The sequence below is a fragment of the Pseudomonas sp. PWP3-1b2 genome (genome assembly GCF_049896045.1).
GTDB lineage: Bacteria > Pseudomonadota > Gammaproteobacteria > Pseudomonadales > Pseudomonadaceae > Aquipseudomonas > Aquipseudomonas antarctica_B.
The window spans coordinates 48909-68186 of the sequence record NZ_JAFCTN010000027.1; the positions used below are offsets into that span (position 1 = coordinate 48909).

Genomic DNA, 19278 nt, shown 5'->3' on the forward strand with positions numbered 1-19278 from the left:
TGCAAGCGAGCGATGACGTGCGCGCCACCTAGGTAATGTCAATTGTTTGCGTGTATGGAGCTTATATTTTCAGCGTGAAGGGAACAGTCATGATTGATAATAAGTCCGCCGTAAAAGTCAGTATGTTATTGGTCTGTGGTTTGGCCTTTAGTGCCACTGATGTTTATGCAAGTCCCGGCACCGATACAGCAACAATGATGACATACTTCTACAATTTCACGGCGCGCGATTGTGGCAATGGTCGGCTAGCCTCCGAGTGTTCCGGCCTAATGTTACGCGGCATTTCGAGTAAGCAGAGCTATTTGCCCTGGGATCCCAGCCCCTACTCTCACAGCCTGGCAGCAGGCGGTATCGGTGCGCCCAACCTGTCCAATGGCGGCACATCGGTGTCCTATCTCAGGACCGATACCAGTTACGACGGGCTTGGCCTCTTCAAGTTCAACGGTTTTGCATTAAAGCCGAACGACTATATTAATGATAAAACTCAGTTCAAATTGACGGTGTTGTGCGCCTTTCCAATTGATTCGTGGACTAACAATAGAAATAACAGAGGCTGCGGAGATTACCTGGAACGTACGGGTACTCTCGGTGTCGTTGAGGATTATTGCCAGAAGGTGGGTGTGAGCAATGCCAAGGCCTGGTTAGATCACTTTAATCGCCAGCCCACGCAACCAAACTATATGTCGCATAAGTTTGAATGTGGATTTGACACGACGTCGGATTACTTCGGTAGTTACAATAAAGCCGACGCGTTCAATACGTTTGTCGAAGCGCGCAAGCTGTTGGCTAATGACACTAGTGGCAAGGTTGATGCGCAACAGACCCAAACCGAACTGCGTCTTCAGACATGGCCCGATAACAAGTACTGGACGCGGGATTGGGACGCGACCCGGCCAGCGTTTGATGCGCCTCTGGATCCCTCGCTGGAGGTGAATAAAACCAGGAAAGAGCTGCCTGTCATGGCGTTCATCTACGTCAGCTCAGTGGGAGTGGTGAGCACGGATGCCAGGGTTTTCGAAGCCCGTGACCTGGCTAAAGACGATCAACGCAGGTGGATAGAGCAAGGGAATACATGGGTGCCGGTCATCCATACGCAATTGCCGAGAACCAGCCGTGCAGACGCGACGTTCACGTATGTAAAAAGTGATCAACATGCCAGCGCAGCCGAGCCTTTGGATCCCCGCTCATGCGACACATATATTGAAAAGGTCGAATGGACCGATAACTATCAGGAACCTGTATTAGGGACCATTGCGTCACTCAAAGTGACGCCTACCGATTGCGGCAGAAAAGCTGGGGTGGGTAAAACCGACGTAGTGTTTGCGGAACTGGCCAATCTTGCGGCCCACGACAGGAGCAAGGAATGGAATTTCGACCATCTGGGCAGCAGTATGCGCCGCCAGCTTGCGTGCCACTTGGACTCGCCTGATATCGCCGCTAACAAGCCCACTTGGAGCCTGGAACCGCGCCGCCCCTATGTGGCTCACGATGTGATCATGAAGTTGCAAGGCGACAATAAATGTAACCCTCACTGACCCGATGAGTGGGGAAGCCGCAGGGCTTCCGCACTCTGTTTCAGATCAGGCCAACGCAGTCTCGGCAGGCGACACAATGCTGGTCTTGCCCCCACGCGACTTGCCAGAGCTCAGGTACTCGGCAATCGACTCCTGCGTCACCTCGCCCAAAAACACCCGCTCGGCATCCATCACCGGCAACCATGAGCGGTTGAACTCGTACATGCGCGACAGCAGGATGCGCAAATGCTCGTCGTACGCCGCCGTGGCGTTGAACTCGCGCAGGTATTGGCCGCACGTACCGGTCTGACGGTGCAGGTCGCGACGTCGTACATAACCCAGGCCTTTATTCTCGGCGCAGGTGACCACCACATAACGGCGGTCAAGTTCGTCCATCAGTTCCAGCGCTTCGGCCACCGGGGTTTCCGGGCTCACCGACGGCGCGTTATCCGCCGCGTCTTCGGCTTTGACCAGCAGCAAGCGCTTAAGGGTGCTGTCCTGGCCCACGAAGCTGCTGACGAACTCGTCGGCCGGGTGCGCCAGCAAGGTGTCCGGGTGGTCGATCTGCAGCAGTTTGCCGGCGCGGAAGATCGCGATCTTGTCGCCCAGCTTGATGGCTTCGTCGATGTCGTGGCTGACCATGATTACGGTCTTGTTCAGCGCGCGTTGCATCTCGAAGAATTCGTTCTGGATCATCTCGCGGTTGATCGGGTCAACCGCGCCGAACGGCTCGTCCATCAGCAACAGCGGTGCATCGGCCGCCAGTGCGCGGATCACGCCGATCCGCTGTTGCTGGCCGCCCGACAGTTCACGCGGGTAGCGATGCAGGTACTGCTTGGGTTCCAGCTTGATCATGCTCATCAACTCGCGGGCGCGGTCGTGGCATTTCTGTTTGTCCCAGCCGAGCAGCTTGGGCACGACCACGATGTTTTCCTCGATGGTCATGTTCGGGAACAGGCCTATCTGCTGGATCACGTAGCCGATGTTGCGACGCAGAGTCACTTCGTCGAGGTCGGTGGTGTCTTCGCCGTTGATCAGAATCTTGCCCGAGGTGGGCTTGATCAGGCGGTTGATCATCTTCAGCGTGGTGCTCTTGCCGCAGCCCGACGGGCCGAGGAATACGCAAATTTCGCCTTCGTTGACGGTCAGGCTTACGTCGTTCACGGCGGAGACAGTTTTGCCGTTGCTTTGAAAAGTCTTGGTCAGGTTTTGAAGTTCGATCATTTGAGCAGTCCTTTTGGAGTCAGCGAGCGTTGCAGCCATTGCAAAAGCAGGTCGGCGAAGATGGCCAGGAGGCTGACCAGTACGGCGCCGACGACCAGCATCGACATGTCGCTGCGGCTGATGGCAGCCAGAATAAGTACACCCAAACCACCGGCGCCGATGGTGGCGGCGATGGTCATCACACCAATGTTCATCACCACGGCGGTGCGCACACCGGCGAGGATCACTGGCACGGCGATAGGCAACTCGACCATGCGCAGGCGCTGGCCGAAGGTCATGCCGATGCCTTTGGCGGCTTCGCGAATGCCCGCGTCCACGCCAGTGAGGGCAAGGTAGGTGTTACGCATGATGGGCAGCAGGGAATAAAGAAACACGGCGGTGATCGCCGGCATCGGCCCCAGGCCCTGGCCGAACTTGGAGTAGAACGGCAGCAGCAGGCCGAACAGCGCAATCGACGGCACGGTCAGCAACACCGTGGCGCTGGCTTGCAACGGGCCGGCGAGGGTCGGGAAGCGGGTCATCAGCACACCCAGGGGCACGCCTACGACGATTGCCAGGACAACGGCAATGCCGACCAGGGTGATGTGCTGCCAGGTCAGGTGCAGGACCTGAGCCCAATCAAGATGGGAAAAGGCGTTTAAAAATTCCATGTCTTCTCCTCTGATCAGTTGATCGGATGCTGGCGCAGGAAATCTGCGGCAACAGCGGATGGGCTTTCATGGTCGACGTCGACCCGCGCATTCAGCTGGCGCATGGTGGTGTCGTCGAACAGCGTGGCCAGCGGCTTGAGGTCGGCGGCCAGTTCAGGATGGGCGTCGAGGTACTCCTGGCGCACCACAGGTGCTGCGGTGTAGTCCGGGAAGTAGTGCTTGTCGTCTTCCAGCAGCTTCAGTTTGAAGGCATTCAGGCGACCGTCGGTGGTGTAGACCAAGCCAGCAAACACCTGGCCATTACGCAGCGCGGTATAGACCAGGCCGGCGTCCATCTGGCGAGTGTTTTTGCGGGTCAGGTTCATGTCGTACAGCTTGACCATGCCGGCCAGACCGTCGGAACGGTTGGCGAACTCCGTATCCAGCGCCACCAGGCGATGTTCCTTGGTGTTTTCTGCCATGGCTTTGGTGAGGTCGCTGATGCTGTTGATTTCAGGATGTTCCTCGGCAACCTTCTCCGGCAGTGCCAGGGCGTAGGTGTTGCTGAAGCGCGACGGCGACAGCCAGACCAGGCCTTTTTTCGCGTCGAGTTCTTTGACTCGGGCGTAGGACTGTTCGCTGTCGAGCTTCTCGTCCACGTGGTTGTAGGCCACCAGCGACACGCCGGTGTATTCCCAGATCAGGTCCAGTTGCCCGCTTTCCTGGGCACTGCGCGCCAGGTTGCTGCCCAGGCCGCCAGTCACTTGGGTGTCGTAGCCCTTGGTGCGCAGGTACTGGGAGGTGATTTCGGCGAGCAGAGTCTGTTCGGTGAACACCCGGGCGCCGATGCGGATCACCGGTTTTTCAGCGGCTTGCGCAAAACCTGCGAACAGCAGGACGCAGCTCAATATCAATGTCAGCTTTTTCATGTGATTTCCTTTGCCAAGCCTTAAGACGGACGCAACCCGCGTTCCAGCCAGAGGCGGCTGGCCATGGTCACCAGGCCGTCAAGCAGCAAGGCCAGCAGCGCGGTGCACGCGGCGCCGAGCAGCAATTGCGGCTGATTGTTCAAGGCGATGCCGGGGAAAATCAGGCTGCCCAGGCTGTTGGCGCCAATCAGGAAGGCCAACGGGGCGGTACCCACGTTGATCGCCAGGGCCACACGCACACCGCCGATGATGATCGGCACGGCGTTGGGCAACTCCACGCGAAACAGCACCTGGCGCGGCGTCATGCCGATGCCGGTGGCGGCTTCTTTCAGGGAACCCTGAACGTTTTTCAGGCCCTCGTAGGTGTTACGCACGATGGGCAGGAGCGAGGCCAGGAACAACGCGAAGATCGCCGGGCCACTGCCGATGCCGAGGACGCCGAGGGCGATGGCCAGTACGGCCAGGGGCGGGACGGTGTTGCCGATGTTGAAGATCTGCATGAAGCGTTCTGCGCGCCCGACCATGTTCGGTCGGCTCAGCAGGATACCGGCGGGGATGCCCACAATCAGGGCGGCCAGCATGGAAACCAGAACCAGAATCAGGTGAGCTTGCAGGTAAAACAACAAATCGTCGCGGTACAGTTCGATCGTGTTGATGCCGATCCAGTGGATCAGCAGGGCCAGGAGAGCGACGACAACCGCTCCTCCTATAAGCCCTTTGCCATAGCGAATAGCCACAGGCGGACTCCTTTTTTTCTTTTGTCGGCGAACACATTTCCGAGCGGCACTGCCATTGCTGGCTGCCTCTAAATGTGGTCGCGAAATGCAGCTCGTCTACACCGGCAATGCGGTGTGAGTTCGAGCCATGAGCGCAGCCTCGTCAGGCTAACTTGCTGATTTATCAGCCCCTGTTCCGAGTGCGATAGCAGGGGAGTGGACGTCTCGACCTTTTAAAAGGTTCCACACTTGGCAGCATTTAGCCACCCCCAATGGGGTGAACGGTGGTCCGGCGCCTGGGGTTTGCGCTATACTCGCCGCCCTTTTTTGACTCACCTGCCAGGCGATTTCCCATGACCCACCAGGCCGCCGAAGTCGCGAAACGCCGCACTTTCGCCATTATTTCCCACCCCGATGCCGGTAAAACCACCATCACCGAGAAGCTCTTGCTGATGGGCAAGGCAATCGCAGTGGCCGGCACGGTGAAATCCCGCAAATCCGACCGCCATGCCACCTCCGACTGGATGGAAATGGAAAAACAACGGGGTATTTCCATTACCACGTCGGTCATGCAGTTCCCGTATCGCGACCACATGGTCAACCTGCTCGACACCCCGGGCCACGAAGACTTCTCCGAAGACACCTACCGCACCCTCACGGCCGTTGACTCGGCACTGATGGTTCTCGACGGCGGTAAAGGTGTTGAGCCACGGACCATTGCGTTGATGGACGTGTGCCGTCTGCGTGACACGCCAATCGTCAGCTTCATCAACAAACTCGACCGCGATATTCGCGACCCGATCGAGTTGCTCGATGAAATCGAAGCCGTGCTGAAGATCAAGGCCGCGCCGATCACCTGGCCAATTGGTTGCTACCGCGATTTCAAAGGCGTGTACCACCTGGCCGAGGACTACATCATTGTCTACACCGCCGGCCACGGTCACGAGCGCACCGACGTCAAGATCATCGAAAAACTCGACTCGGACGAAGCCCGCGCCCACTTGGGTGACGAGTACGACCGCTTCGTGGATCAGCTGGAGCTGGTGCAGGGCGCCTGCCATGAATTCAACCAGCAGGAATTCCTCGACGGCCAACTGACCCCGGTGTTTTTCGGTACGGCCCTGGGCAACTTTGGTGTTGATCACGTGCTCGATGCCGTGGTGGATTGGGCGCCGAAGCCTCTGGCCCGTGTGGCCAACGAGCGCACCGTGGAGCCTGTGGAAGAAAAATTCACCGGCTTCGTGTTCAAGATTCAGGCAAACATGGACCCGAAACACCGCGACCGTATCGCCTTCATGCGTATCTGTTCCGGCAAATACGAAAAAGGCATGAAGATGCGCCACGTGCGCACCGGCAAGGACGTGCGCATCGGCGACGCCCTGACGTTCTTCTCATCCGAGCGTGAACAGCTCGAGGAAGCGTTTGCCGGCGACATCATCGGTTTGCACAACCACGGCACCATCCAGATCGGTGACACCTTCACCGAAGGCGAAGCGCTGGGCTTTACCGGTATCCCGCACTTCGCCCCGGAACTGTTCCGCCGAGTACGCCTGCGTGACCCGCTCAAATCCAAGCAACTGCGCCAGGGTTTGCAGCAATTGGCGGAAGAGGGCGCCACCCAGGTGTTCTTCCCCGAGCGCAGCAACGACATCATCCTCGGCGCCGTCGGTGTGCTGCAGTTCGATGTGGTCGCCAGCCGCTTGAAAGAGGAATACAAGGTGGAGTGCTCGTACGAGCCGATCACCGTGTACTCCGCACGCTGGATTGATTGCGGCGATAAGAAGAAGCTCGAAGAATTCAAGATCAAGGCAGTGGAAAACCTTGCGATTGATGGCGGCGGGCACCTGACTTACCTGGCGCCTACGCGGGTGAATTTGGCGTTGATGGAAGAGCGCTGGCCGGATGTGAAATTCCGCGCGACCCGCGAACACCACTAAAAATGCAAAACGGGCCATACCGCCGGTATGGCCCGTTTTGTAGCGCGCCCTATCCTCAATGAATACAGAGCCTGCTCCGCGTTTGGTTCACGTGCCTATTTCTTTGCAGGGTAGTAACTATTAGTAATGGCTTCTTTTACATAGCGGTCGTATTCGGCCCGCGAGATAAATCCATTTTTATCCTTGTCAGCCGTTTTGAAGGCAACGCCATCAAATTCTGATTTGTCGATGTATCCAAGCTCCTGGGCTGTTTTATTATTGCGATCCTGCATATATACGCTCCACTCCTGCCTTGAAAGCTGCCCGTCCTTGTTAAGGTCGGAGTAGTTCCAGTTGTCGTTGTAGATCGTGTCGTAGAGGCCTGCGCAGGCCGTGAGGTTGATAAGTGCGAGTGCAGCAATTAAAGGCTTCATCTCTTGAGGCTCGGTGGGGAAAGGCCGGACTGTAGTGTTGGATGTTGTGAAGGGGCAACGATCCAGGTTGGGGATTCAAGATTTTCGGAAAAGTCTGACGCGCGACCACCACCAGGATTTGAGCTGTTTATAAAGGGCGGAGCTGTGATGGCTTCGCCCTTTTTATGTGTTTGGCACACATCAATCCTGGGATAGCTCCCTTGCGATGCAGGCACATCGGTACATCAGGCAAGCCCGCTTCCACATTTCAGTCCGCCGCATTGGCGCTAACTCTGCTTCGGGTCTAGCGTTTCAACTATTACATCCATTTACCGACGGATCAGGAGGCGAACTTGCGTATAACTCAACGCGCCATACATCTGGTGCTGCTCGGGTGCCTTGGGCTGGCGTGTACTTCAGCGTTGGCAGGCGCCGGAACCCCGCAATGGAAGGACACCGGCCCAGTCACCAAGAAAAAGCAGAACGAAGTCAACTCCGGCAGTTGGCAACCGCAGGCCCAGCCCGCGCCCAAGGAGGATGCAGAAAACCCCTACAACGAAGGTGAAGACAGCGAAACCTACGACGACGGCACCACCTGAGGTCTGGCATAAACCCGGCATTAGGACTAGCGTCTACCCTGGCGACGGTAAACCGCTGTCGTGCGGGATTCACCTACTGACTGGACGGAAATCGACCATGAGTATTTTTCAACGAGTAGTGCTGTTGATAAAGGTGTTGGTGCTGTTGTCGTTGGGGATGTCGACGGCCTGGGCGCATACCCCGGCGCAGGGCAGCCAGGCGGGCTTTTCGGCGGTGCAGACGACGCAGGGCAAGGGCTTGCAACTGGCCCAGTCGGAGTCCGAGGCGGGCGATCAGGACCAGGGCGGCAGTAAGGATGATGACGACCAGCAAGCGCCGGACGACGATGACACCTCTGAAGGTGACAGCGATACCTGAGTCGCCATAAAAAAGCCCCGCCGGCCGGACTGATGCGCAATCCGGCGGGCAGGGCGGTAGAACACTGTAAATGCCCTGGTCTTAACCACCCAGGGCATTTTTTGTTGCAAGTCAGGCGACGAATTGCTCCGCGTAGTGGCACGCCACTTGGCGGTTATCCAGCGCCCGCAGTAGCGGCTCCTCGGTGCTGCAGCGCGCCGTGGCGTACGGGCAACGCTTGTGGAACGCGCAACCCGACGGCGGGTTCAGCGGGTTGGGCAGTTCGCCGACGATTTTGATCTTCGGCTTGTTCGGGTCCGGGTGAATGGTCGGCGTGGCCGACAGCAGCGCCTGGGTGTACGGGTGCAGCGGGCGCGCGTAGATGTCGTCCTTGGGGCCGACCTCCACCGGGCGGCCGAGGTACATCACCATCACGTCATCGGCGACGTGTTGCACCACCGCGAGGTTGTGGGAGATGAACACGTAGGCCGTGTTGAATTCCTGCTGCAAATCCATGAACAGGTTGAGCACCTGGGCCTGGATCGACACGTCGAGTGCCGAGGTCGGTTCATCCGCCACCAGCACTTTGGGTTGCAGCATCATCGCGCGGGCCAGGGCAATACGCTGGCGCTGACCACCGGAGAACATGTGCGGGTAGCGTTGATAATGCTCGGGGCGCAGGCCCACTTGCTTCATCATGGCCTGCACTTTCTCGCGGCGTTCGGCGGCGGACAAATGGGTGTTGATCAACAACGGCTCGCCGAGTTGATCACCGACTTTCTGGCGCGGGTTGAGCGAGGCGTACGGGCTCTGGAACACCATCTGCACGTCTTTGCGCAATTGCTTGCGCTGGGCCTTGTCGGCGCCGGCCACTTCCTGGCCGGCGATTTTCAAGGAGCCCGAAGACGGCTCTTCGATCAGCGTGAGCGCACGGGCCAGGGTGGATTTGCCGCAACCTGATTCGCCCACTACGGCGAGGGTCTTGCCGGCTTCCAGCTCAAACGACACACCGTTAAGCGCGCGTACCAGAGCATGGCCCTTGAACAGGCCACGGGACACTTCGTAGTGACGGGTGAGGTCGCGGGCGGTAAGAACGACGGCCATTACGCCACCTCCTGGTTCAAGGGGTAGAAGCAGCGCGCGAGGCTGTTGCTTTTCGGGTCAAGGCCAGGCCGTTGGGCACGGCAGGATTCCTGCACGTACGGGCAGCGTGGCGACAGCAGGCAACCCTGCGGGCGGTCATAACGGCCAGGCACGATGCCCGGCAGCGTGGCCAGGCGCGTGGCGCCCAGGCTGTGCTCGGGGATCGCCTTGAGCAGTGCTTCGCTGTACGGGTGCGCCGGGATGTCGAACAACTGCGGCACTTGGCCGACTTCCACGGCTTGGCCGGCGTACATCACACACACGCGCTGGGCGGTTTCAGCCACCACCGCGAGGTCGTGGGTGATCAGCACCAGGCCCATGTTCTGTTCTTTTTGCAGGGCCAGCAGCAGTTCCATGATCTGCGCCTGGATGGTCACGTCCAGCGCCGTGGTCGGCTCATCCGCGATCAGCAGTTTCGGCTCGCCGGCAATTGCCATGGCGATTGCCACACGCTGGCTCATACCGCCGGACAATTGGTGCGGGTAGGCGTCCATACGGCTGGCAGCGCCCGGGATTTCTACTTTTTCCAACAGCTCGATGGCACGTTTGCGCGCTTGCTTGCCGGACATTTTCAGGTGCAGGCGCAGCACTTCTTCAATCTGGAAACCCACGGTGTAGCTGGGGTTCAGCGCGGTCATCGGGTCCTGGAACACCATCGCCAGGTCTTTGCCGACGATTTGACGACGCTGACGGTTGCTCAACTTGAGCATGTCTTTGCCGTCGAAGTTCAGGGCGTCGGCGGTGACGATGCCGGGGTGCTCGATCAGGCCCATCAGCGCCATCATGGTCACGGATTTACCCGAGCCCGATTCGCCAACGATTGCCAGGACTTCGCCTTTGTCGACTGAAATGTCGAGGCCATCGACCACCGGCACGGCGGTTTTGTCGCCGAAGCGGACGTTGAGATTCTTGATTTCTAACAGTGACATGGGAATCTCCTCAGGCGGCGTTCTTGAGTTTCGGGTCCAGCGCATCGCGCAAGCCGTCGCCCATCAAGTTGATTGCCAGCACGCTGAGCAAAATGGTCAAACCCGGCAAGCTTACGACCCACCAGGCGCGTTCGATGTAGTCACGGGCCGATGCCAGCATGGTGCCCCACTCAGGGGTTGGCGGTTGTACGCCAAGGCCCAGGAAGCCCAACGCTGCGGCATCGAGAATCGCCGAGGAGAAGCTCAAGGTGGCCTGTACGATCAGCGGCGCCATGCAGTTTGGCAGCACGGTGATGAACATCAGGCGCGGCAGGCCGGCGCCAGCGAGGCGGGCGGCGGTCACGTAGTCGCGGTTCAGTTCGCCCATCACCGCAGCGCGGGTCAAGCGCACATACGACGGCAGCGAGACGATAGCGATAGCAATCACGGTGTTGATCAGGCCAGGGCCGAGGATCGCGACAATGGCGACAGCCAGCAGCAGCGACGGCAGGGCCAGCATGATGTCCATCAAGCGCATGATGGTTGGGCCAAGCATGCGCGGGAAGAACCCGGCGAACAGGCCCAGCAGGATGCCCGGAATCAGCGACATCACCACCGACGACAAACCGATCAGCAACGACAGGCGCGAACCCTGGATCAGGCGCGAGAGCAGGTCACGGCCCAGTTCGTCGGTACCCAACAGGAACTGAATCTGCCCGCCTTCCAGCCAGGCTGGCGGAGTCAGCAGGAAGTCGCGGTATTGCTCGCTCGGGTTATGCGGCGCAACCCACGGCGCGAAGATCGCGCAGAACACGATCAGCAACATGAACAACAGGCCGGCAACCGCGCCTTTGTTCTTGGAAAAGGCTTGCCAGAACTCTTTGTACGGGGACGGGTACAGCAGGCTTTGATCGACTGCTGACACTTGAGTAGGTGTGGTCATGGTCATGATCTCAGCGCTGGTGACGGATGCGTGGGTTGGCGAAGCCGTAGAGGATGTCCACCACGAAGTTCACCAGGATCACCAGACAGGCGATCAACAGGATGCCGTTTTGCACCACCGGGTAGTCCCGCGCGCCAATGGCTTCGATCAACCATTTGCCGATGCCGGGCCACGAGAAGATGGTTTCGGTCAGGACCGCACCGGCCAGCAGTGTGCCGACTTGCAGGCCGACCACGGTGAGTACCGGAATCAGCGCGTTACGCAGGCCGTGCACGAACACCACGCGCGCCGGCGACAGGCCTTTGGCCTTGGCGGTGCGGATGTAGTCTTCACGCAGCACTTCGAGCATTGATGAACGGGTCATCCGCGCGATCACGGCCAGCGGGATGGTGCCGAGCACGATGGCCGGCAGGATCAAGTGGTGCAGTGCGTCCCAGAACGCGTCCGGCTCGTCAGCCAGCAGGGTGTCGATCAGCATGAAGCCGGTGCGCGGCTCGATGTCGTAGAGCAGGTCGATGCGCCCGGAAACCGGGGTCCAGCCCAGGCTCACGGAGAAGAACATGATCAGGATCAGGCCCCACCAGAAGATCGGCATCGAATATCCCGCCAGGGAGATGCCCATCACCCCATGGTCGAACAGGGATCCTCGTTTCAGGGCCGCGATCACCCCGGCCAACAGGCCCAGGATACCGGCGAACAACAGGGCGGCCATGGACAGTTCCAGGGTCGCAGGGAAGAGGGCGGTGAATTCGGTCCACACGCTGGTGCGTGTGCGCAGCGATTCGCCGAGGTCGCCATGGGCGAGTTTGCCCACGTAGTCCAGGTATTGCGCATACAACGGCTTGTTAAGACCAAGGCGTTCCATTGCCTGTGCGTGCATCTCGGGGTCGACTCGTCGTTCGCCCATCATGACTTCTACGGGGTCGCCGGGGATCATGCGAATCAACGCAAAGGTGAGCAACGTGATGCCGAAAAACGTGGGGATCAATAACCCCAATCGGCGGGCAATAAAACTAAACATCTTGTTGTGTACCTCAATCAGCCGGTTAGGCAGGTTCGGCACCGTCAATGTCGACGGTGCCGAGCGTCTTCTCTTATTTACTTCACCTGGGTGGTGGCGAAGTTATTTGTAGTCAGAGGGCTTTGGGTAAAACCCTCGACGTTTTTGCGCATGGCGGTGAACATTTTCGGGTAAGCCATAGGAATCCACGGTTGTTCCTTGTCGAAAACCTCCATGGCTTGTTCGTAGAGTGCGGCCCGTTTCGAGGGTTCCTCGATGGCGCGCGCTTTGTCGATCAAGTCCTGAAACTCTTTGTTACACCAGCGGGCGTAGTTTTCGCCGTTTTTCGCCGCATCGCAACTCAGGTTTGGTGTGAGGAAGTTATCCGGGTCACCGTTATCCCCCGCCCAACCGGCAGAAACCATGTCGTGCTCGCCGGCTTTGGCGCGTTTGAGCATTTCGCCCCATTCCATGACCTTGATGTTGACCTTCAAGCCAATCTGGGCCAGATCCGCCTGCATGCGCTGGGCGCCGAGCAACGGGTTAGGGTTGGTCGGGCCGCCGCCGTTACGGGTGAACAGGGTGAATTCGGTGCCTTCCGGTACGCCGGCTTCTTTAAGCAGGGCGCGGGCTTTATCCAGGTCACGTGGCGGGTTTTTCAACTTGTCGTTGAAACCCAGCAGCGTTGGCGGAAACGGGCCGGTGGCATCAACGGCATTGCCTTTGCCGTACAGGGACTCGTTGTAGCCTTTTTTGTCGAACGCGATGTTGATCGCATGGCGAACGCGCGCATCGCTCATGTACTTGTGCGTGGTGTTCATCGCGGTGTAGGCGGTGGTCATCGCCGCCAGTTCGGCCACCTTCAGGTTCGGGTCGGCCTTCATGCTCGGCACGTCATCGGGCTTGGGGTACAGCGCGATCTGGCATTCGTTGGCCTTGAGCTTCTGCAGGCGCACGTTGTTGTCAGTGGTGATCGCGAGGATCAGCGGATCAGCCGGCGGCTTGCCACGAAAGTAGTCCGGGTTGGCCTTGAAGCGCACTTGGGCGTCTTTTTGATAGCGGGTGAAGATGAACGGGCCGGTGCCGATGGGCTTGGCGTTCAGGTCATCGGTCTTGCCGGACTTGAGCAACTGGTCGGCGTATTCGGCGGAGTGAATCGAGGAAAACGCCATGGCCAGGTCGGACAGGAATGGTGCTTCAGGACGGGTCAGCGTGAAGACGACGGTGTGATCGTCAGTCTTCGTGACGCTCTTGAGCAGTTCCTTGAAGCCCATGCTTTCAAAGTACGGGTAGCCCACTTTGGACTTGTCGTGCCAAGGGTGATTCGGGTCCAGCTGGCGCTGGAAGCTCCAAAGCACGTCGTCAGCATTCATGTTGCGCGTGGGTTTGAAATAGTCGGTGGTGTGGAACTTGATGTCATCACGCAGGTGGAAGGTGTAGGTCAAACCATCAGCACTGATTTCCGGCAGGTCTTTGGCCAGCGCAGGCACCACTTCGGTGGTACCTGGCTTGAAGTCCACCAGGCGGTTGAACATGGTTTCAGCGGCAGCGTCAGTCGTCACGGCCGTGGTGTACAGAACCGGGTCAAAACCTTCCGGGCTGGCTTCGGTGCAGACCACCAGTGGTTTGGCCGAAACGCCGATCGCCACGCTCAACAGCGCAGCGGCAATGGCGGCTTGTAGCGGGAGCATTTTCATTCAGAGCCCTCTGCAATCGAGTGAACCAGACAAGCGTAAACGGCGGGCTCTTGATGAGCCCGCCGTTTACCTGGTGCTAATTAAAGAATGTTGAACGGGATGGTGGTGACCAGGCGGAACTCACGCAGGTTGCCGTCAGCCTGGTTTTCGGTCGCACGGTGCGTCACGTAAGTGGCGCGAATGGTGGAGGCTTTCAGAGGACCGCTCTGTACTGCGTAGGAAGAACCTACGCCGTATTCCTGGTGCTTCTCGCCGTCCTGAGCCTGGATACCGTTGTAGGCAAAGCCTGCACGGCCGCCGTCGCCGGTGTAGTGAGTGCCGTCGATGCCCCAGCCGCGAGCCGAGTAGATGTTGAACTTCAGGCCCGGTACGCCGTATTCGGCCATGTTGATGCCGTAGGCGATCTGGAAGGACTTCTCGTTCGGACCGTTAAAGTCGGACGTCAGGGAGTTGGCCAGGTAGATACCGTTGGTTTCGTGCAGGTAGTCGAAGTACTCGTTACCGTTCACTTCCTGGTACGAGAAGGTCAGGCTGTGAGCCTGGTGGGTCAGGCCAAGCGACAGCGAGTAGGTGTCGTTGTCGATCTTGCCCATCAACTTTTTGCCTTCGTCGACGGTCTTGTAGTAGTTCAGGCCGGTGGTCAGGCTCAGTACCTGAGCGTCACCCAATTCGTGGGTAGCGCCGAAGTAGTACTGGTTCCAGAAGTCTTTGACTTGAGCGCCGAAGAAGCTGGTTTTCAGGCTCTTGAACGGCTGGTAGTTCACACCGGCGGTGTAGACGTGATCGGCTTCCTGGCCATTGCCGTATTCGCTGCGGAATTTCGACAGGCTCTGTTCGGTACGTGGCGACACGCGGTCGAAGTAAGCGCCCTGGAACGACAGGTTGCTGAACTCTTCGCTGTTGAGGGCGAAACCTTCAAAGCTCGACGGCAGGGCACGGTTGCCGATGGTGTCGACGATGCCGCTGCTGAAGTTCTGACGACCGGCGGTCAAGGTGGTGTTCGACACACGGAACTTGACGTTGGCCAGGCCCAGCTTGCTCCACTGGCCTACTGCATCGCCGTCGGAGTCGGCCAGGGTACGGTTGGAACCGCCCTTGATGTCACGCTTGCTCTGGTCGAGCGCGATAACGTTGTAACCCGCTACTTCGGTCGCTACCCCAACAGTGCCTTGGGTGAAGCCCGAGGAGTAGTTAAGGATGGTGCCTTGCAGCCAGTTGGTACGGTAGGCGTCGGTACGCGCTTCGCCGTGCTTCTGGTAAGTGAACTTGCCGCCACGGAACTTCTGCTCGTTGGAGAACCAGTTACGGGTAGTACCGCCCAGGCTTTGACCGTCGATAAAACCTTTGGCCTCACTTTGGGCGCTGGTGCCGGCCAGTGTGGTAGGAACGAAGTCCTGGCTTTGGGTTTCAGCGAAGGCGGTTGCCGTGATGCTGCTGATGGCCAGGGCCAGAAGCGCTTTGCTGCTCAGTTTCATGGGTGGAGCTCCTTTGGTTCTCTTTTTAATGCCGGTCTTTTTAGGTGAACCGGCTATTGGGTGTGTAACTCGTTCAAGCCATTGCAAACGTTTGCCGTAGGAAATTTCCTAACAAAAGGCTGCACGTTTGCCGGAGAGCAGACTTCGCCCTCCACCATCCGGTTATTTTCTTATGGGTTGAGACTGACGCCCGAGAACACGTTGCGGCCGAAGGGGCTGACTTTGAACCCTTCAACTTTGGCGCTTAACGGCTGGTTAACCGTTGAGTGGGCGACTGGCGTGATCGGCACCTGCGCTTTAAGCAGTTGCTGCGCCTGTTTGTACAGAACAGTCCTTTGTTCGCGGTCGGTCACGACCTTGGCTTGCTTGACCAGCTTGTCGTACGCCGGGTCACACCACATGGAGTAGTTGTTCCCGCCGATGGCGTCGCAGCTGTAAAGAGTGCCCATCCAGTTGTCCGGGTCACCGTTGTCACCGGTCCAGCCGATGAGGCTGATGTCGTGCTCACCGTTTTTGGTGCGCTTGATGTACTCGCCCCACTCGTAGCTGACGATCTTGACCTTGAGGCCGATCTTGGCCCAATCGCTTTGCAGCATTTCGGCCATCAGCTTGGCGTTGGGGTTGTACGGACGTTGTACCGGCATGGCCCACAGGGTGATCTCGGTGCCTTCCTTCACGCCGGCGGCCTTGAGCAATTCCCTGGCTTTTTCCGGGTTGTAGGGCGCGTCCTTGATGGTGTCGTCGTAAGACCACTGCGTCGGCGGCATGGCGTTGACCGCCAGTTGCCCGGCGCCCTGGTACACGGCGTTCAGGATGCTCTGCTTGTTCACGGCCATGTCCAGCGCCTGGCGCACTTCAAGCTGGTCGAACGGCTTGTGGCGCACGTTGTAGGCGATGTAGCCCAGGTTGAAACCGGGCTTGGTCAGCAGTTGCAGGTTCGGGTCGGCCTTGAGCGCGTCGACGTCAGCCGGGCGCGGGTGCAGGGTAATCTGGCATTCGCCGGCCTTGAGCTTCTGCACGCGCACCGACGCATCGGTGTTGATCGCGAAAATCAGCTGGTCGAGCTTCACGCGGCTCGGGTCCCAGTACTGTTTGTTGCCCACGTAACGGATCTGCGAGTCTTTCTGGTAGCGCTGGAACACAAACGGGCCAGTGCCGATCGGCTTCTGGTTGATATCGCTCGGCTTGCCTTCTTTAAGCAATTGCTCGGCGTACTCGGCCGACAGGATCGCGGCGAAGCTCATGGCGATGTTCTGGATGAACGCGGCGTCGACCGTGTTCAGGGTCATCACCACGGTGTGCGGGTCGGTTTTCTCGACCTTGGCAATGTTCTTGTTCAGGCTCATCCCGTTGAAGTACGGAAACTCGGTCGGGTAGGCCTTGCGAAACGGGTGGTCGGGGTCAAGCATGCGGTTGAAAGTGAACAGCACGTCGTCGGCATTGAAGTCGCGCGTCGGCTTGAATTCCTTGTTGCTGTGGAATTTCACCCCTTGTCGCAAGTGGAACGTGTAGGTCAGGCCGTCTGGCGAAATATCCCAATCTGTTGCCAGCCCAGGCACCACGTTGGTTGCACCTTTTTCGAACTCAACCAGGCGGTTGTACAGCGGCTCGGCCGCATCGTTGTCGGTGGCGGTGGTGTACTGCGCAGTGTCAAAACCTGCCGGGCTGCCTTCAGAGCAGAACACCAGGCTCTTCTTCTCGGCGGCTTGGCCCATTGAGGCCACAGCCAGCAGGCTGGTGCCAAAAATTGCGGATAGAACAGTGGTATGGCGCATGACGATCCCGATCCTTGTTTGTAGTTGTCATCAGCGAGCAATCACCCAGGCAAGAAGCCTGGGTGACAACGCCGATCCCACACACAGCAAGTGCCTTTCTCAGAGTGATGCCTCTGCTGTCCTACGACGTTATGGGTCGCGGAGCGGGCAGTAAATGCATCAAAACTGACAGACCTTGTAGGCAACGGAGCCGCAAGTCGCAGTTCATTGCTGTAGGACAGCAATGAGTGCGGGTGTGGTCTGTTTCCTACGGCCTGGGCGGATGCAATAACGGCGACGTGATGAAACGTCGCCGCCATTGATCCTTACTTGCCGCTTACGCTCACGCCATAGAAAGAGTTCAAGCCAAACGGGCTGATCTTGAAGTCCTGTACGGTGTTGCGCATGGGTTGATACACCGTCGAGTGCGCGATAGGTGTCATCGGGACTGCATCTTTGAGGATATGTTGCGCCTGCTTGTACAGCTCGGTGCGTTTGGCGACATCCGAAGTGGCCTTGGCTTCTTTTACGATGCCGTCGAATTTCTTGTCACACCATTTGGAGAAGTTGTTACCGGCCAGCGAGTCGCAGCCGAACAGCACGTTCAGCCAGTTGTCCGGGTCACCATTGTCGCCGCTCCAGCCAATGATCATGGCCTGGTTCTCGCCGCCTTTGGAACGCTTGATGTACTCGCCCCACTCGTAGCTGACGATGTTCACTTTCAGGCCGATCTGTTTCCAGTCGTTCTGCAGCATTTCAGCCATCAGCTTGGCGTTCGGGTTGTACGGACGTTGAACCGGCATCGCCCACAGGGTGATTTCGGTGCCTTCCTTGACGCCCGCTTCCTTGAGCAAAGCCTTGGCTTTGGTCACGTCGTACGGAGCATCCTTGATGGTGGTGTCGTAAGACCACTGGGTCGGCGGCATGGCGTTGACGGCCAGTTGGCCTGCGCCCTGGTACACGGAGTCGATGATCTGCTGCTTGTTCACCGACATGTCCAGCGCTTCACGTACACGCAGGTCGGACAGCGGGTTCGGCGCGGTCTGGCCTTTGAGCACTGGCATGACGTTGTAAGCGATGTAGCCCAGGTTGAAACCGGCCTGGTGCGGCAGTTTCAGGTCCTTGTCTTCACCCAGTGCCTTCAGGTCGGCCGGGCGCGGGAACAGGGTGATCTGGCACTCGTTTTTCTTGAGCTTCTGGATACGTACCGACGGGTCGGTGGTGATGGCGAAGATCAGGTTATCGATCTTAACGTCATCAGGTTTCCAGTAGTCCTTATTGCCGGTGTAACGAATGTTCGAGTCTTTCTGGTAGCTCTTGAACACGAACGGGCCGGTACCGATTGGCTTCTGGTTGATGTCCGGCGCTTTGCCTTCCTTCAACAGTTGCGCGGCGTATTCGGCGGACTGGATCGACGCGAAGCTCATCGCCAGGTTCTGGATGAAGGCGGCGTCCACGGTGCCAAGGGTGAACTTGACGGTGTGGTCATCGACTTTCTCGATGTTCTTGATGTTGGTGTCCATACCCATGTCCGTAAAGTACGGGAACTCGGTTGGGTAGGCTTTGCGGAACGGATCGTCCTTGTTGATCATGCGGTTGAACGTGAACAGCACGTCATCGGCATTGAAGGTACGGGTCGGTTTGAAGTACGAGGTGGTGTGAAACTTCACGCCGTCGCGCAGGTGGAACGTGTACGTCAGGCCGTCCGGGGAAACGTCCCAGGTAGTGGCCAGGCCAGGAACCACAGCGGTGCCGCCGCGTTCGAACTGGGTCAGACGGTTGAACATGGTTTCGGCCGAGGCATCGAAGTCTGTTCCGGTGGTGTACTGGCCTGGATCAAAACCGGCCGGGCTCCCTTCGGAGCAGAACACCAGGTTGCTCGCCGCTTGGGCGAAAGGAGCTGCGGCCATAAGGCCAGCGCTCACTAGAAGCGGAAGGACTGCGTGTTTAAGCATGTTGGCCTCATGATTTGTTGTCATTTTTGGTGGTGAGGGCGACCTCGTGAGTCGGCCTGCGGATACTTATGCAGGCGCCATACCCATTGCAAGATGTTGAACCGTCGTGAAGGTCAAAGTGTGGTA

General features: G+C 58.5%; 17 protein-coding genes. 4 read left to right on the forward strand and 13 right to left on the reverse strand.

Annotated elements, in window-relative coordinates:
* Nucleotides 1–89: 89 nt before the first annotated feature.
* Nucleotides 90–1535 carry a DUF2599 domain-containing protein gene (locus tag ACP7A2_RS17935; protein ID WP_426135295.1) on the forward strand — a complete coding sequence of 482 codons (1446 nt, stop codon included), beginning with the start codon at nt 90–92 and terminating at the stop codon, nt 1533–1535.
* Nucleotides 1536–1580: 45 nt separating this feature from the next.
* Here ACP7A2_RS17935 and ACP7A2_RS17940 read toward each other — a convergent pair whose 3' ends face one another.
* From ACP7A2_RS17940 to ACP7A2_RS17955, 4 genes are read right to left on the reverse strand one after another with little or no spacing between them, the layout of a single operon-like run.
* Nucleotides 1581–2738 (reverse strand): betaine/proline/choline family ABC transporter ATP-binding protein, encoded by a 1158-nt coding sequence (locus ACP7A2_RS17940; RefSeq protein ID WP_078740691.1) that lies wholly within the window; start codon nt 2736–2738, stop codon nt 1581–1583.
* The gene (locus ACP7A2_RS17945) at nt 2735–3388 is read right to left on the reverse strand and encodes an ABC transporter permease (protein WP_426135296.1); all 654 of its coding nucleotides are present in this window, start codon (nt 3386–3388) and stop codon (nt 2735–2737) included. Before ACP7A2_RS17945 ends, ACP7A2_RS17940 begins: the two co-directional genes overlap by 4 nt.
* A 14-nt stretch (nt 3389–3402) precedes the next feature.
* Entirely contained in the window at nt 3403–4296 is an 894-nt protein-coding gene (locus tag ACP7A2_RS17950; protein WP_426135297.1) for a glycine betaine ABC transporter substrate-binding protein, read from the reverse strand.
* Nucleotides 4297–4316: 20 nt separating this feature from the next.
* Nucleotides 4317–5033 (reverse strand): ABC transporter permease, encoded by a 717-nt coding sequence (locus ACP7A2_RS17955; protein ID WP_304628537.1) that lies wholly within the window; start codon nt 5031–5033, stop codon nt 4317–4319.
* 332 nt (nt 5034–5365) lie between these two features.
* On the opposite strand from ACP7A2_RS17955, the gene ACP7A2_RS17960 reads away from it, so the two are divergent.
* Nucleotides 5366–6949, forward strand: a complete 1584-nt coding sequence (locus ACP7A2_RS17960) for a peptide chain release factor 3 (RefSeq protein ID WP_375066214.1) — start codon at nt 5366–5368, stop codon at nt 6947–6949.
* Nucleotides 6950–7044: 95 nt separating this feature from the next.
* Here the strand turns inward: ACP7A2_RS17960 and ACP7A2_RS17965 are convergent, their stop codons facing one another.
* Nucleotides 7045–7362: a hypothetical protein gene (locus tag ACP7A2_RS17965; protein WP_426135298.1), complete on the reverse strand. Its 318-nt coding sequence runs from the start codon at nt 7360–7362 to the stop codon at nt 7045–7047.
* 332 nt (nt 7363–7694) lie between these two features.
* On the opposite strand from ACP7A2_RS17965, the gene ACP7A2_RS17970 reads away from it, so the two are divergent.
* Nucleotides 7695–7940, forward strand: coding sequence for a hypothetical protein (locus ACP7A2_RS17970; RefSeq protein ID WP_426135299.1), 246 nt, complete (start codon nt 7695–7697; stop codon nt 7938–7940).
* A gap of 97 nt (nt 7941–8037) precedes the next feature.
* Nucleotides 8038–8298, forward strand: a complete 261-nt coding sequence (locus ACP7A2_RS17975) for a hypothetical protein (protein WP_426135301.1) — start codon at nt 8038–8040, stop codon at nt 8296–8298.
* Between the two features lie 111 nt (nt 8299–8409).
* Here ACP7A2_RS17975 and ACP7A2_RS17980 read toward each other — a convergent pair whose 3' ends face one another.
* From ACP7A2_RS17980 to ACP7A2_RS18015, 8 genes are all read right to left on the reverse strand, one after another.
* The gene (locus ACP7A2_RS17980; protein WP_426135302.1) at nt 8410–9381 is read right to left on the reverse strand and encodes a peptide ABC transporter ATP-binding protein; all 972 of its coding nucleotides are present in this window, start codon (nt 9379–9381) and stop codon (nt 8410–8412) included.
* Complete coding sequence (locus tag ACP7A2_RS17985; protein ID WP_017138287.1) at nt 9381–10349, reverse strand: ABC transporter ATP-binding protein; 969 nt, start codon at nt 10347–10349, stop codon at nt 9381–9383. The genes ACP7A2_RS17980 and ACP7A2_RS17985 overlap by 1 nt, the downstream gene beginning before the upstream one ends.
* 10 nt (nt 10350–10359) lie before the next feature.
* Nucleotides 10360–11271: an ABC transporter permease subunit gene (locus tag ACP7A2_RS17990; protein WP_426135303.1), complete on the reverse strand. Its 912-nt coding sequence runs from the start codon at nt 11269–11271 to the stop codon at nt 10360–10362.
* A 10-nt stretch (nt 11272–11281) separates the two neighbouring features.
* Nucleotides 11282–12292: an ABC transporter permease subunit gene (locus ACP7A2_RS17995; protein WP_003215992.1), complete on the reverse strand. Its 1011-nt coding sequence runs from the start codon at nt 12290–12292 to the stop codon at nt 11282–11284.
* Between the two features lie 77 nt (nt 12293–12369).
* Nucleotides 12370–13968 carry an ABC transporter substrate-binding protein gene (locus ACP7A2_RS18000; protein WP_426135304.1) on the reverse strand — a complete coding sequence of 533 codons (1599 nt, stop codon included), beginning with the start codon at nt 13966–13968 and terminating at the stop codon, nt 12370–12372.
* An 80-nt stretch (nt 13969–14048) separates the two neighbouring features.
* A complete protein-coding gene (locus tag ACP7A2_RS18005; RefSeq protein WP_426135305.1) occupies nt 14049–15443 on the reverse strand; it encodes an OprD family porin in 1395 nt (464 codons plus the stop codon).
* Nucleotides 15444–15613: 170 nt separating this feature from the next.
* Nucleotides 15614–17158, reverse strand: coding sequence for an ABC transporter substrate-binding protein (locus ACP7A2_RS18010; RefSeq protein ID WP_375066445.1), 1545 nt, complete (start codon nt 17156–17158; stop codon nt 15614–15616).
* A gap of 365 nt (nt 17159–17523) precedes the next feature.
* A complete protein-coding gene (locus ACP7A2_RS18015) occupies nt 17524–19152 on the reverse strand; it encodes an ABC transporter substrate-binding protein (protein ID WP_426135306.1) in 1629 nt (542 codons plus the stop codon).
* Nucleotides 19153–19278 lie beyond the last annotated feature (126 nt).

Bases quoted from the DNA above. Each gene is read 5' to 3' on its own strand.
- ACP7A2_RS17935 (WP_426135295.1), top strand. From the start codon at position 90: ATGATTGATAATAAGTCCGCCGTAAAAGTCAGTATGTTATTGGTCTGT.
- ACP7A2_RS17940 (WP_078740691.1), bottom strand. From the start codon at position 2,738: ATGATCGAACTTCAAAACCTGACCAAGACTTTTCAAAGCAACGGCAAA.
- ACP7A2_RS17945 (WP_426135296.1), bottom strand. From the start codon at position 3,388: ATGGAATTTTTAAACGCCTTTTCCCATCTTGATTGGGCTCAGGTCCTG.
- ACP7A2_RS17950 (WP_426135297.1), bottom strand. From the start codon at position 4,296: ATGAAAAAGCTGACATTGATATTGAGCTGCGTCCTGCTGTTCGCAGGT.
- ACP7A2_RS17960 (WP_375066214.1), top strand. From the start codon at position 5,366: ATGACCCACCAGGCCGCCGAAGTCGCGAAACGCCGCACTTTCGCCATT.
- ACP7A2_RS17965 (WP_426135298.1), bottom strand. From the start codon at position 7,362: ATGAAGCCTTTAATTGCTGCACTCGCACTTATCAACCTCACGGCCTGC.
- ACP7A2_RS17975 (WP_426135301.1), top strand. From the start codon at position 8,038: ATGAGTATTTTTCAACGAGTAGTGCTGTTGATAAAGGTGTTGGTGCTG.
- ACP7A2_RS17980 (WP_426135302.1), bottom strand. From the start codon at position 9,381: ATGGCCGTCGTTCTTACCGCCCGCGACCTCACCCGTCACTACGAAGTG.
- ACP7A2_RS17985 (WP_017138287.1), bottom strand. From the start codon at position 10,349: ATGTCACTGTTAGAAATCAAGAATCTCAACGTCCGCTTCGGCGACAAA.
- ACP7A2_RS17990 (WP_426135303.1), bottom strand. From the start codon at position 11,271: ATGACCACACCTACTCAAGTGTCAGCAGTCGATCAAAGCCTGCTGTAC.
- ACP7A2_RS17995 (WP_003215992.1), bottom strand. From the start codon at position 12,292: ATGTTTAGTTTTATTGCCCGCCGATTGGGGTTATTGATCCCCACGTTT.
- ACP7A2_RS18000 (WP_426135304.1), bottom strand. From the start codon at position 13,968: ATGAAAATGCTCCCGCTACAAGCCGCCATTGCCGCTGCGCTGTTGAGC.
- ACP7A2_RS18005 (WP_426135305.1), bottom strand. From the start codon at position 15,443: ATGAAACTGAGCAGCAAAGCGCTTCTGGCCCTGGCCATCAGCAGCATC.
- ACP7A2_RS18010 (WP_375066445.1), bottom strand. From the start codon at position 17,158: ATGGGCCAAGCCGCCGAGAAGAAGAGCCTGGTGTTCTGCTCTGAAGGC.
- ACP7A2_RS18015 (WP_426135306.1), bottom strand. From the start codon at position 19,152: ATGCTTAAACACGCAGTCCTTCCGCTTCTAGTGAGCGCTGGCCTTATG.